At 44.3% G+C, this 14,331-nt stretch carries 11 protein-coding genes; 6 read left to right on the forward strand and 5 right to left on the reverse strand.

The window, feature by feature from the left end:
* Nucleotides 1-141: 141 nt before the first annotated feature.
* On the reverse strand, nucleotides 142-1,950 hold the full coding sequence (locus DJ568_RS06625; RefSeq protein WP_114004476.1) for a DEAD/DEAH box helicase: 1,809 nt from the start codon (nucleotides 1,948-1,950) through the stop codon (nucleotides 142-144).
* A gap of 170 nt (nucleotides 1,951-2,120) precedes the next feature.
* On the opposite strand from DJ568_RS06625, the gene DJ568_RS06630 reads away from it, so the two are divergent.
* The gene (locus DJ568_RS06630; protein ID WP_114004477.1) at nucleotides 2,121-3,665 is read left to right on the forward strand and encodes a sulfatase family protein; all 1,545 of its coding nucleotides are present in this window, start codon (nucleotides 2,121-2,123) and stop codon (nucleotides 3,663-3,665) included.
* On the opposite strand, the gene lspA is transcribed toward DJ568_RS06630, so the two are convergent.
* Both lspA and DJ568_RS06640 read right to left on the reverse strand, forming a co-directional pair.
* Entirely contained in the window at nucleotides 3,662-4,171 is a 510-nt protein-coding gene (lspA, locus tag DJ568_RS06635; protein WP_114004478.1) for a signal peptidase II, read from the reverse strand. The two genes, DJ568_RS06630 and lspA, sit on opposite strands and share 4 nt — an antisense overlap.
* On the reverse strand, nucleotides 4,171-4,641 hold the full coding sequence (locus tag DJ568_RS06640) for a DUF4293 domain-containing protein (RefSeq protein ID WP_114004479.1): 471 nt from the start codon (nucleotides 4,639-4,641) through the stop codon (nucleotides 4,171-4,173). Before DJ568_RS06640 ends, lspA begins: the two co-directional genes overlap by 1 nt.
* Nucleotides 4,642-4,757: 116 nt before the next feature.
* On the opposite strand from DJ568_RS06640, the gene truA reads away from it, so the two are divergent.
* The 5 genes from truA (at nucleotide 4,758) to DJ568_RS06665 (ending at nucleotide 13,055) form a co-directional block, all read left to right on the forward strand.
* Nucleotides 4,758-5,555 carry a tRNA pseudouridine(38-40) synthase TruA gene (truA, locus tag DJ568_RS06645; protein WP_114004480.1) on the forward strand — a complete coding sequence of 266 codons (798 nt, stop codon included), beginning with the start codon at nucleotides 4,758-4,760 and terminating at the stop codon, nucleotides 5,553-5,555.
* A gap of 85 nt (nucleotides 5,556-5,640) precedes the next feature.
* Complete coding sequence (locus DJ568_RS06650) at nucleotides 5,641-7,389, forward strand: ABC transporter ATP-binding protein (RefSeq protein WP_233496647.1); 1,749 nt, start codon at nucleotides 5,641-5,643, stop codon at nucleotides 7,387-7,389.
* Nucleotides 7,390-7,632: 243 nt separating this feature from the next.
* On the forward strand, nucleotides 7,633-8,202 hold the full coding sequence (locus DJ568_RS06655) for a hypothetical protein (protein WP_147238718.1): 570 nt from the start codon (nucleotides 7,633-7,635) through the stop codon (nucleotides 8,200-8,202).
* Between the two features lie 136 nt (nucleotides 8,203-8,338).
* On the forward strand, nucleotides 8,339-10,543 hold the full coding sequence (locus DJ568_RS06660; protein ID WP_114004483.1) for a GH92 family glycosyl hydrolase: 2,205 nt from the start codon (nucleotides 8,339-8,341) through the stop codon (nucleotides 10,541-10,543).
* 124 nt (nucleotides 10,544-10,667) lie between these two features.
* On the forward strand, nucleotides 10,668-13,055 hold the full coding sequence (locus DJ568_RS06665) for a TonB-dependent receptor (protein ID WP_114004484.1): 2,388 nt from the start codon (nucleotides 10,668-10,670) through the stop codon (nucleotides 13,053-13,055).
* Between the two features lie 81 nt (nucleotides 13,056-13,136).
* On the opposite strand, the gene DJ568_RS06670 is transcribed toward DJ568_RS06665, so the two are convergent.
* Both DJ568_RS06670 and DJ568_RS06675 read right to left on the reverse strand, forming a co-directional pair.
* On the reverse strand, nucleotides 13,137-13,715 hold the full coding sequence (locus DJ568_RS06670) for a non-canonical purine NTP diphosphatase (protein ID WP_114004485.1): 579 nt from the start codon (nucleotides 13,713-13,715) through the stop codon (nucleotides 13,137-13,139).
* Nucleotides 13,716-13,719: 4 nt separating this feature from the next.
* Nucleotides 13,720-14,247: a hypothetical protein gene (locus tag DJ568_RS06675; protein WP_114004486.1), complete on the reverse strand. Its 528-nt coding sequence runs from the start codon at nucleotides 14,245-14,247 to the stop codon at nucleotides 13,720-13,722.
* Nucleotides 14,248-14,331 lie beyond the last annotated feature (84 nt).

Here is a 14,331-nt window from a genome sequence, read left to right on the forward strand (position 1 = left end):
TAAAATAAAGTCACAGTACGCAGGTTATCCAGACCTTATAGTGTAGCGAGTTGGCAACAACGTTGATCAAATAAAAAAGCCCTTCTGAATTAACAGAAGGGCTTAAGCAAACTAATCACTCATCACTCCGATAAGGAGATGTTAGTATCTTCTGCGACGTTCAGGACGATCCTCACGGCGTTTGCCTGAAAAATCACGGAAACCGCCGCCGCTATTGTTGCCTTTGTAGCCACCTTCACGACGCTCACCGCCGCGGAAGCTGCCACCTTCACGCTTTTTATAACCGCCTTCGCGTCTGGCGCCGCCGCGGTTTTCGCTCACACCCTCACCTGCTATCTCTATACGTACAGGGCGACCGTGAAACTCAATGTTTTTAAACCCGTCAACAACTTTGTTTACATCGTCGTTAGCTACTTCAAAAAATGAGTAAACACCTTTAACATCTATTTTACCAACTGTACGGCCACTAATATGTGTATTGTTGCATACGTAACCCAGCAGGTCGCCGCGATTAAAATCGTCTACCGAACCTAAGTTGATAAACAAGCGGGTAAACTCCGAGCGCATACCAGTGCGGTTAAAACGGTCGCCGCTTGCTCCTTCCCTGCCTGCTCTTTCTTCAAAAGTTGCATTAAGATCAGGAGCGTTTTTGTAGTAATCAAGAAAACGGTTAAACTCAAGCGAAGCAAAACGTTTAATCACCTCCTCTTTACTTAAATCAGCAAACTCATCCATTATACGCGGAATGTATTGCTCTATCTGCTGCTCATTAACCTGTACGTTGTGTACTTTGTGCACAAGGGCAAAAAGTTGTTTCTCGCAAACGTCAAAACCCGAAGGTATTTCAGCTTTAACAAACTTTTTACCAATCACGCGCTCTATCTGCCGTATTTTACCCAGCTCCTTGCTGTTGATAATAGCTATAGATACACCTGTTTTACCGGCACGCGCCGTACGGCCGCTGCGGTGGGTGTAGTTTTCAATCTCGTCAGGCAGCGAGTAGTTGATAACGTGTGTTACATCATTAACATCAATACCCCGTGCAGCAACGTCAGTAGCAATTAATAATTGCAGGCTGCGCTCACGGTAACGCTTCATTACCTTGTCGCGCTGCTGTTGCGACAGGTCGCCGTGCAATGAGTCGGCATTGTAGCCGTCTTTAATTAAAGCTTCGGCAATTTCCTGTGTTTCAATTTTGGTACGGCAAAATACAATACCGAAAATTTCAGGGTTAAAGTCAACAATACGTTTAAAGGCCGCGTATTTATCGCGGGCACGCACCACGTAATATTCGTGATCAATATTGGCATTGCCGGTGTTTTTAGTACCCATGGTTAACTCGTAAGGGTCTTCCATGTATTTTTTTGCTATCCTGCGTACTTCAGCAGGCATAGTGGCTGAAAACAGCCAGGTTTTTTTCTCGTCGGGAGTAGTAGATAAAATACTGTCAATATCTTCCTGAAAGCCCATATTGAGCATTTCATCAGCCTCGTCAAGTACGACAAACTTAACCTGCGAAAAATCAATCGCCTTACGGTTAATAATGTCAAGCATACGGCCCGGTGTGGCCACAACAATTTGCACACCGCGTTTTATCTGACGTAATTGGTCAGAGATGCTCGCGCCACCATAAACGGCTACCACATGAACATTATTCATGTTTTTAGCATAATTTTTGATGTCGCTTGTAATTTGTAAACAAAGCTCGCGCGTAGGGCATAGTACCAACGCTTGCGGATAGTTTTCGTCGAAGTCCAGTAGCTCTAATAATGGCAAGCCAAAAGCAGCAGTTTTACCGGTCCCGGTTTGGGCTAATCCGACAAAATCGTTGCTGCCTGTTAACAATACCGGAATTGACTGTTCCTGGATTGGCGTAGGATTTTCAAATCCTAATTCAGAGATGGCATTAACAATATCATGACGGATCCCCAGTTGAATAAATGGGTTCATGAATTTAAATAACGAATTTGACTACATTGTCAAATCGGGCGCAAAGGTACGTATTATATTTTGATTTACAAACGATTGCTTTGCGGCAGAGGGTTCAATCAATATAAAAAACAGTACTTTTATGCGCATACAACCAATAGTTACCAACCTATTGATTAAAAATATTGCATATGAATAATTACTTTCATTGTGCTTTGGCTGTCGTTGTAAGCCTGTGTGCACTTAATTCTGCAGGTGCTCAGCAAACAAAACCCAACGTTATTATCATTAATGTTGATGATTTGGGATATGGAGATGTTGGTTGCTATGGGGCCACCAAAGTTAAAACGCCCAACATCGATCAACTCGCTAAAGAAGGTCGTCGCTTTACAGATTTCCATTCAGCTTCGGCGGTATGTTCCCCATCACGCTATGCACTTATTACCGGCAGATACCCGAGCCGCCGTAACCTGTGGGGGCCAATATTTTTTAATGTGCCGCTGGTGATAGACACCAGCCAAACCACAATTGCCGGCGTGATGAAAAAAAGCGGCTATGCCACAGCCGCCATCGGCAAGTGGCACCTGGGGTTTGGAACACGAACCCCAATTAACTGGAACCGTGACCTTAAGCCCGGACCACTTGAATTAGCCTTTGACCATTACTTTGGCGTACCGATATTGAACAGCCACGCCCCCTTTGTATATGTAGAAGATCACAAAGTGGTGGGACTCACGCCAACCGATACCATACAGTATGGCATTACCGCCGAGACGCGCGAGTTTCCCGAAAAGTTTCAAATAAATGCGCTGGGCGGTGGCAAGGCCGCGCACTTTTTATATGATGACCGTATGGTGGGCACCACTCTAAAAAACAAGGCGATCGACTGGATAAAGACTAATAAAAGGAAGCCATTCTTCCTTTACTATGCTACTACCAATATTCATCATCCGTTTACACCCGCACCACAGTTTATCGGTACAAGCGGCGCCGGACCGTACGGTGATTTTATCCATGAGCTCGACTGGATAGTTGGCGAGATTATGACAACCTTAAAACAGGAGGGCTTAGAAAACAACACACTGCTAATACTTACAAGCGATAACGGCGGGATGCTTAACCAAGGTGGGCAGGCTGCCTGGAATATGGGCCATCGACAAAATGGCGCCTTATTCGGTTTCAAGTTCGACGCCTGGGAAGGCGGCCACCGCGTGCCGTTTATAGCACGCTGGCCAGGTAAGATACCCGCCGGCAGCACTTCTGACGAATTATTATGCAATGTAGATTTAATGGCCACAATGGCTGCTTTAGTAAGCTACTCATTAAAACCCGGCGAAGGCCCCGATAGCTATAACGGCCTGCCGGCGCTCACCGGCAAGCCAAAAAAACCTATTCGCGACTTTTTAGTTATAAGCCCTGCCGAACCGGCAAACATAGCTATACGAAGAGGCAAGTGGATGTATATTTCAGCCCAAAATGGAGGGGGATTTGGCGGCACTAAGGTTGGAGAGCATACACTGGGAAGCGCCGCGGCAACGTTGATTACCAAACGTGTTAACACAGACATTGAGGATGGTAAAGTAAAACCCGGTGCACCGCGTGCACAGCTTTACAACCTGGAAAGCGATCCGGCCCAAGCAGTTAATGTGTACAACAAGTACCCTGTAATAGTAAAAGAGATGCGACAATTGTTAAAGGATGCAATAGAAAACAAGCAAAGCACACGGCCGCTTTAGTTACTTACTGCTTTTTGCTGATTGGAGCTGCGAAAGCTAAAAAGCAGCATGATAATTACCCCAGCGGTAACACACATATCAGCCACATTAAATATACCCGTTCGCAGGCTGCCTATCCCAATGTTCATAAAATCTGTTACGTGCCGGTCGTATAAAATCCTGTCGATAATGTTGCCTATGCCTCCTGCTGTAATAAGCGATAAGGCTAAAACCGACCACTTATCAAGCACCCCTACGTTATAAATGGTGTAAATGACCAGGCCAATCATAAAAATCACTGGTAACAGGGTAAGTAAAATAAAACTCCAGGGTTGAGATAAATTATCCCCCAGGCTGAGCGCAGCTCCAGTATTTTCTACATACTCAAGCCTGAATATATTGTTGAGGTATGACTGGGGCTCTTCATACTTTAGGTGTGTTTTAGCAAGATCCTTTGTTACCCTGTCGCAACCGATTGAGACCAGTGCTGTTACAACAAACACCCACAGTTTGATACTTTTTTTCATTAGCGTAACCTGTCTGCCGAACGTACAAGTTTTTCGTCGCGTTTGATTGCTTTTATAGCCATTATAACCAGTATTATGGCTATCGAGCTCAGGAACATGCCAATACCCATGTTGCTAAATTCAATTTGCAAGCCTTCGCCGGTTGCACCCTTTACCGTTTGTGCAACGGCAAAGCTAAAGCCAATAATAGCCAGTATAATGCCGTAGCATAATGCTATTTGGTACTTGCGCTTTTTGTAAAAGAAAATAGCCAGAGTAGGCAACACCGCTACCGGGGCGGTCAGTATCTTTATGGCAATAAATTCAATAGTATATAACCGGCCTTCAACCAATTGCTGATAAACTCCCTGTACACTGATATTTGATATTGCGCCGTTCACATTAACATTGTTAATCAGCGGAAATAAATAAAGCGCAAATAAAACCAAGGTGGCTAAAAACAGGTAAACCGATTGTATTCTCTGTATCATGGATATCGAACTTATAGGGCAAAGATAGGATTGTTTGCATAAACCAATAGCTTTATTGTATAATACTCCATCCTGCAGGGAGGGTATCTGCAGCAAACAATTATTACCTTTGCGATGTGACGGGCAATCAACGTTTTTTTATTGAACTGGCTTATGACGGTACCGGTTATCACGGCTGGCAAATACAGCCCAATGCGGTAACCGTACAAGAATTGCTGAACAAAGCGCTCGCCACCCTTTTACGCCAGCCTGTAGAAACCACAGGCTGCGGCCGGACAGATACCGGCGTGCATGCGAAGGAGTTTTATGCCCATATTGATACTAAGACCACAGGCAAGCCATGGGCTGTAAATAAAAAAAGCCTTAACGCCCTTTTACCGCCCTCCATTGCTGTAAAAAATATTATACCGGTGCACACGGATGCTCATGCACGTTTTGATGCGACAGTGCGATCATACGAGTACCACATCCATTTTGATAAAAACCCATTTAAGCACGGCCGTTCGTGGCTGCTGCGCGATAAGCCGGATACTGAATTGATGAACCGCGCAGCTTCTATGCTGATGGAACATACTGATTTCAGCTGTTTCAGTAAATCAAACACCCAGGTAAAAACTAACTATTGTAAAGTTAGCCGTGCCCTATGGTTAGAAACGAACGGCGGAATTGTTTTCCATATATCAGCCGATAGGTTTTTGCGTAACATGGTGCGGGCCATTGTGGGTACGCTGCTTGAAGTTGGCCGTAAAGAGATATCCCCCGAAACCATACACGATATCATTAAAAGCAAAAATCGCAGCAACGCCGGAACATCTGTGCCTGCCTGCGGTTTATACTTAACCGAGGTAAAATACCCATATCCTTTAAACCCGTTAAAGGGAACCATAGTTCAAGATGATAAAGAGATTGTTTAAAAAAATATTTCAATCACGAACTTCCCGTTCAGAAGCCGGGGGGGTAACCGGCAAAGCGCTTGACTGGAAATTGCTGGGCCGGGTAATGCAATACGTAAAACCTTACAGGGCCACTTTCATTATTTCGATTTTTTTAACCATTTTTTTAGCGGCTATTGCCCTTGTACAACCTCTACTGATTGAAAAAACACTTGATAATCACATTGTAAATAATGATTATGATGGCCTGGTGTTTATGGTTAGCCTGATGATAGGACAACTGGTAATACAAACTGTAGCCCAATACTATCAAACCTACTTGACCACCGCGCTCGGCCAGTCGGTTATTCGCGATCTGCGGGTAGATGTGTTTAATCACATCACTACCTTGCGGGTAAAATATTTCGATCGCACGCCCATCGGTATGCTGATAACCCGCACAGTTTCAGACCTGGAAACAATCGCGGATATTTTTGCTGAGGGATTAATCTCTATCATGGGAGATATGCTGCTGTTGGTAGCCATTATAGGCTATATGCTGTATTCCGATTGGAAACTTGCCCTTGTTACACTAATACCAATGCCCTTTTTGCTGCTTGCAACGTTTATATTTAAGGAAGCCATAAAAGCGGCGTTCCAGGAAGTGCGCACACAGGTAGCTCATTTAAACACCTTTTTACAGGAGCATATTTCAGGCATTAGCGTTATCCAGTATTTCGCGCGTGAAGAACAGGAGTTTAAAAAATTCAGAGCTGTAAATGAGAAGCATCGCGATGCACACATACGCTCCAACTGGTCATATTCTATATTTTTCCCGGTAGTTGAGATATTATTTGCGGTATGTATGGGCCTGCTGGTGTGGTATGGATGCGAAAGAGTATTAAGCGATCAACAATTAAATTCCATTTCTGCTAACCCGGGTGGAATTACCATTGGCACCATAACGATGTTTATTGTACTTATAAACTTATTGTTTAGGCCCGTAAGGCAGCTCGCAGATAAGTTTAATACCCTGCAAATGGGAATGGTAGGTGCCGACAGGATATTTCGTGTGCTGGATACTGATGAAGCTCCGGAAAACACCGGGAAGCTTACACCAGCTGTATTAAAGGGAGATATTCAATTTGAGCATGTGTGGTTTGCCTACAACGATGAAAACTGGGTACTAAAGGATATCAGTTTCCATGTAAAGCCCGGCAAAACACTGGCCCTTGTAGGTGCCACAGGGGCGGGAAAATCATCCACCATCAATATACTGAACCGTTTTTATGAAATAAACAAAGGCAGTGTAAAGATAGACGGCAACGACATCCGTGATTATGAAGTAGATTACCTGCGATCGCGCATTGCTACTGTAATACAGGATGTGTTTTTATTTAGTGACACCATCGCCAACAACATCAGCCTTAATAACGAAAAAATCACCCGCGAACAAATAGTTGCTGCAGCAAAAGATGTTGGCGCACATGACTTTATTGAGCGCCTGCCCGGCGGCTACGATTATAACGTTATGGAGCGCGGAGCAACACTCTCGGGCGGACAGGCGCAGCTTATATCATTTATACGTGCTTTGGTTTATAATCCTGCTATACTGGTATTGGATGAAGCTACCTCCTCTGTAGATACTGAAACCGAAGAACTTATACAACGGGCAATAACCAAACTGATGCGTGGCCGCACGGCAGTTGTTATTGCGCACCGATTATCCACCATACAAAATGCCGATAACATTATCGTGCTTGACCATGGGGAAATAAAGGAAAGCGGCACTCATCAGGACCTCCTTAAAATTGATAACGGTTATTACCGTAAAATGTATGACCTGCAACTCAACTCCGCAGGAATAGCACGATAAATATCTCCTTTAATACTATACAACCCTTTTAACTGTAGTACAAAATACTACATATGCGTTATTGATACGCCCTGCTTGCGGCCATACTTTTGATTTGTCAAGTCACCATGTTAACGGTCTCGACAAAAACCTTCGGCAACTCTTACAGGCAGGCTTTAGCGCAAATGATCAAGGGTTAATGTGGAAGCAGTAATTGCAAGCATAATTCTAAACAACTAAATAACATTCTAAAACAAGAAGATCATGAAAAATCGTATCACATTTATTTTAGCATTTTTGGTGCTAAGCGTGTCATCAACAATGGCACAAGGCCTTTTAGGCACCCTTACTAAAGCGGCAACCGGAACAAACAACGCCGCCAGCGGAGTTAGCGGTGTAACCGGCAGTGTTGACAACGCGGTAGGCACTGCCAACGCAGCGGTTGAAACTGTAGGTAAATTAAAAGGCCTTTTTGGCAAAAAGAAAGCTAAGGAAGCCGAAGCAGCCGCTGCTGCTGCCGCCGCCGCTGCACAAGCTGCATTAGCGGCTGTACCTGCTGCACCTGCACTTGCACCCGGTCAAAAAATCACGGTAGTTACGGTTGCCGGAGCCGATTTTGCAACCCTTAAAAAATTGAACGAGAACATAAAGGCATGCGGCATTGTTGCCGATACCAAAATGAAATTTAGTTCAGAGGCGTCAACCATTGATGTTACCCATACAGCGTCAACAGACGAACTGCTTAAATTAATGCAAGAGACTTCGAAAGATGTGTTTACCGAGAAAAACCTGGCAGGTTTAGAAGATGGTAAGATCAGTCTGAAATTAAAGTAAACCACAAAATTAACAACATATTAGTTGTTTTAGGCTGGAGCACACCGGGTAACTGGGTGCTCCTTTTTTTGTGCTTAAACACTAGCTTGTATATACAACTCAATGCCATATATTTGAATTATCCAATTTCAACTGTATGGTTAAGCATGTCACCTTCTTTTTTGTTGCAGTAACATTTACCATTTTTAAACTGTCGGCACAAAACAATTCTAATCTTAAATACGTCGATCCAACTATAGGCGGAGTAGGCCTGATACTGGAACCAACCCGGCCTACAGTGCACCTGCCTAATAGCCTGGTACGGGTGTATCCGCATCGTAAAGACCAACTGGATGATCAGATAGCATATTACCCGCTTACTGTTGCTTCACACAGGGTTATGTCGGTTTTTGCCTTTATGGCATTTAGCGGTAAACCGCAAGATACTGCTGCCACACGTTTTACTTACAGACGCGAAACATTAACACCTTACTATTTTAATACAACGTTTGAAAACCCGGGCGACTTTATTGAGTTTACACCGAAGGAACGCAGCGGGATATTCAGGGTAACCTATGGTAACGGGCAAAACCGTTACCTGCGATTAGGGCTGCTTCACACAAACGGAAACCTGAACCTCGAAGGGAAAAGGGTACTCTCGGGCACTGAAAATTTCGCCGGAATGAAAGCATATTTCTACGCTGAAACAGATGCGGATTTAACAGCGGCGCCATCAAGTTCAGGTGCTAAGTTGCTGCTGCAAACCAACGCGCGGGTGGTAACTTTTAAATATGGCGTATCCTATATAAGTATCGCCCAGGCCAAACAAAACTTACAAAAAGAGATACCCGGATTTGATTTAGAAGCCGTAAAGCAAAATGCCCGTTCAGTATGGCATAAAACGTTATCGCAAATAAGTGTTGAGGGCGGTACCGAAGCGCAAAAACGTGTTTTTTATTCTGCCCTTTACCGCTGCTATGAGCGCATGGTAGATATTAACGAATACGGACGGTACTACAGCGGATTTGACCACAAGATACACATTACAAATGAACCCTTTTATGTTGATAACTGGATATGGGATACCTACATAGCCCTTGAACCGTTGCACATGATACTTGATCCCAAAAAAGAAGCTAATAAAATACGGTCATATGTGAGCATGTATGAGCAGGGTGGCTGGATGCCGTCATTCGCTGTGGTTTTCGGGGACTGGCCCGCAATGGTAGGCAATCATGCCGCCGCATGGATGGCTGACGCATGGTTTAAAGGCATACGTGACTTTGATGTAAATAAGGCCTATACCGGGCTAAAAAAAAACTCGCTGCAAGGCACCAGTATCCCTTGGCGAAATGGCCCCGCAACCTCGTTAGATACTTTTTACAATAATAAAGGTTACATACCGGGTTTGCCGCCGGGCGTAAAAGAAACTGTTAAACTGGTTGACACCGTATGGGAAAAGCGGCAGTCTGTTTCGGTAACACTTGAAAACAGCTATGCCGACTGGTGCCTGGCGCAATTAAGCGCCGAAACAGGGAATATCGCAGACAGAGACTTGTTTTTAAACCGCGCAGCCAACTACAAAAATGTATACCGCACCGACAAAGGCTTTATGTGGCCAAAAGACGATAAGGGTGAATGGATCGAACCCTTTGATCCGCGATTTGCCGGCCGCGATTATTTTACAGAAAATAATGCTTATACATACAACTGGTGTGTTAAACACGACCTAAAAGGACTAATGAACTTAATGGGTGGCAGGAACGCTGCAGAAAGTAAACTTGATCAGCTTTTTCGCGAAGAGTTAGGTATGCCCAAGTTCAGATTTTGGACCACACAGCCCGATGCTTCAGGTTTAGTAGGCCAGTTTGTAATGGGTAATGAGCCCAGTTTGCATATACCCTATTTATACAACTATATGGGTGCGCCGTGGAAATCACAAAAACGCATACGCATGTTGCTTGACGCCTGGTTTCCGGATGATTATTCAGGCTTTCCCGGCGATGAGGACGGCGGCGGCATGAGCGGCTTTGTTGTTTTCAGCATGATGGGTTTTATGCCCGTTACTCCCGGCATACCCGTTTATAACACCGGCAGTCCGGTATTTAATAAAGTTATCATAAATCTCCCCAACAGCAAAACGTTTACTGTTAATGCCCAAAATAACTCGAGAACACACGTATACGTGAGGCAGGCAACACTTAATGGCAAGCCATTGAACAAGCCATGGTTTACACATAGTGATATTGTGAACGGAGGCTCGCTTAACTTAATAATGAGTGATATACCCAACATGGATTGGGGCGCAGGGGTAAACGATGCCCCACCCTCGGCTATGGAGTATCGGCCTACGGTAAAATAAGTATTCACTAATGCCCTGCAGTGTGAGCATACATGTGCTATTGTTGTTTGGCAAATTGTTAAAATTGTTGTAATTATATAGCCTGATTTGCACTGCATAAACTGTGCTACCATAAAATTATTGCATGAATAAACTTTTACTAATAATCCTTATATTTTTTATTTACACACCTATTTATGCGCAACAGGGTAAAGGCACTGTAACGGGCAAGATAACTGACGCACACGGCTTACCTATACCGTACATTACAATAATGGCCCACGGTACAACCACCGGAACCGTTACCGATGAAAAAGGCAACTTCCTGTTAAAGCTTCCGGAGGGAGGCTATACGTTGGTGGCAAAATCAATGGGTTACCAACCGGTACAGAAGTCAGTGTCCATTACCGCTGATCTTACAATCGAGATTGATTTTGAGATTACAGAAGACAATCACTTATTACAGGAAGTAGCAGTATCTGGCGTAAAGGTAAAAAGTGCCGCAGCCACCCGTACGCTGCTGCAACTGGTTGATATACCGCAGTCCATAGTAGTTATCGGTCAGAAAAGCATCAAACAGCAGGCTGCGTTTGATTTAACAACCATCACCCGTAATATCAGCGGTTTAAATTTTTCGGGCAGCTATGCCGGTGCCGGCTCGTCACAAATGTTTAATGCCCGTGGTTTTGACCTTAATGATGCACAAAATTATCGCCTAAACGGAGTGATGATATGGAACCTGGGCAATAATTACTCAGATAATATTGAGCAGGTTGAATTTTTAAAAGGTCCGGCATCTATACTTTTTGGTGATGTGGCGCCCGGCGGTGTAATGAATTTTAATACTAAAAAACCACAGGCTGCGTTTATGGCTGATATTAATTTAAAAACCGGCTCATGGGGACTGGTACGTCCGGCAGTTGATATCACAGGCTCTCTCACCGACGATCATACATTGCGGTTTAGGTTGAACACTTCTTTTGAAAGAAGCGATAGCTTCCGCGACCATGTATCGTCGCAGCGGGAACTTTTTGCACCTACTATTGCCTGGGATATTACACCCAAACTATCGCTAACAGCCGAAGCGGTTTTTAAACACTCCCGCGCTACCGACGATGCCGGCCTTGTTTCGCCGGACGGAACGGTTGAGGGATTAAAAAAACTTCGTCCTTCACTTTATCTGGGTGAGCCGTCGCGCAATTATACTTTTAAAGACCAAAGCTATTTTACAACTATTACTTACGAACTCAGTAATACCTGGCGTATAAAAGCTACCGGTTTTTACGGCGTTACCACTAACCGCCCGTTCGGTGTGTGGTTTGGCGAACCTGACGCTAACGGAGACTATGAGCGTACCCAATATGGGTACTACAGCAAAACAAAAAACAGCTCGGCCTCGGCGGATGCTTATGGCAGTTTTTATACCGGTTCTGTAAAACACAACGTATTACTGGGCGTTGAGTATCAGTTTGCCAGTGCACGTTTTACCAATACCGATACCCTGGCGTTTTTTGATTACAATAACATCAACAATCCCGTGTACGGGCAAACACCAAGTCCGGAACCACCTACCAGCCCGTATCTGCCGTATGTTACACGTTTATCACGTATAGGTTTTTATCTGCAGGACCAGGTAATGTTTTTTAATGAGCGCCTGCACTTATTATTGGGTGCGCGTATGGGCCGTACCCTGCAGGGGAACCATTATTATAAAGACAAACTTGCAGGTACTTATCTCGAAAACTATCAGGATGACATTATTTCTAAATGGGTGTTTACCCCGCGCCTGGGCCTGGTGTACAAACCTCAAACATGGGCATCAGTATATTTTTCGTATTCAAAGGGTTATGAAGTTAATTCTGCGCCGGTTCTGGCCCGTAACTACAATGAGTACAAAAGCCCCCCGCCAACTCATAGCACGCAAGTGGAATTTGGCTCAAAAGTTAACTTATTTGGAGACAGGCTGGGCCTTAGCTTAACTTTTTTTGAGATCAATAAGCATGATCCTTATGGCTATGTGTACCTGGATCCCGAAAACCCGGTATATGACGACTATAATGTGTATTACCAGGGCCACCACCGTAGTCGGGGCATCGAGCTGGATGTAAATGGTAAAATTTCAAAAACCATATGGCTTACTGCCGGGGTCGCTTATACCCGTACCCGGGTAATGGATGACCCCGGATATCCCACAGGGAATGTACTGCCCGGCGCACCAAAGTTTACCGGCAATTTTTGGCTTAATTATGAGCCTGAAAAACTCCTTAAAGGTTTTACCTTTGGCACAGGCCTGTTCTATAAGGGCAAATTCTTTTCGAGCATAGCTAACGACCCCCACCTTGAAATACCTGCCGGCTACACGTTAGACGTAGCGGCCGGTTACAAATATAAACAAATGGGCATCCAGCTAAACGTAATGAACATTACCAACCGGGTAAATTACCTCAACCCATGGCAGTTTAACCTGTTTGATGTGCGACCCTTGCGGCAATTTGTGGTAACGCTTAGCTACAGGATAGGAAAGGCGAAATAATATTCGCCACGTTGACTCAATTACAGGTATTTAGCCGGTAAAAAAAAGACAAATTTTAGTCAAAGCTATTTTGTGTGGCACCTAAACGCCTTCCAAAAATTCTATTAATCTATCCATAGCTTTCGCACGGTGGCTGATTCTGTTTTTTTCTTCCAGGCTCATTTCTGCAAAAGTAATTTCATAACCGTCCGGCTGAAATATCGGGTCATAACCAAAGCCCTTCTCGCCGCTTTTCTCAGTGCGTATAGTGCCTTCAACCGCCCCTTCAAAAAAATGCTCCTCGCCGTTCCACAGCAATGATATTACTGTACGAAAACGCGCCTTACGGTTGCTATTATCGCCCAGATTGGCTAATACCTTTTTAATATTGGCATCATGGTCGCCGTGTGTGCCGGCATAGCGCGCAGAGTAAACTCCGGGTTCTCCATTCAAAGCGTCTATTTCCAGGCCGCTGTCGTCACCAAAACAATTGAATTGATAGTGCTCAAAAACATACCTGCTTTTTATCGATGCGTTTTGATGAAACGTAGTGCCTGTTTCCGCAATATCTTCGGTACAGCCGATATCTTCAAGAGTAACTATTTGCAGGTGCCCTCTTATTTTATCAGCCACTTCTTCCAGTTTATGGCGGTTATTGGTGGCAAAAACTAACTTTTGCATAGCATTAAAAATTCTTTACTTGTTCCCAAAAAGCCTTTTTCTTGTCGTTGCTGTCCATCATTTCACCAAAACCGAATGTCTTCAGCATCAAAATAGCGCCAACCAACTCCGGCTTATTCAGCGTTAATGCAGGCAAGTCTGCGGGTAAAATGTCGTTACCCAATATAAGTACCTTTTTGGGTGATAACTGCTCAACTATTTCTGCAAACGCGGCTTCGGCACAGTTTGACAGGTTCAGAATAGCAACATCCGCTATATCCAAACCCTTCCTGCTTAATGTGTTGGTTAAAGCTGTTAAGTGCGCGTCATGCATAAACTCGTGCGCCGGGTAAAATACCAGCACCAAAAAATGCTGCCGATTATTCCCCATGTAATTAAATGCCGGTTTTTGCGTTTCTATAACCGGTGGCGAGATGGGGGCAGGTACATTTTCGGTATCGCTCGCACCGCTAACGGTTAGCATATCTCCGGGTAGCAGGTACAAATCATCCTGCATAATAAAACGAAACGCGGCCGGATTTTCAACTTTCACTTTAACAAATTTTAACAAAAGTAACTAAACGGTTTAACGCTTTATAAGCATATTAGCATAATAATAACAGGCGAACATATTTTA

The sequence above is a fragment of the Mucilaginibacter hurinus genome, from assembly GCF_003324525.1.
Lineage (GTDB): Bacteria > Bacteroidota > Bacteroidia > Sphingobacteriales > Sphingobacteriaceae > Mucilaginibacter > Mucilaginibacter hurinus.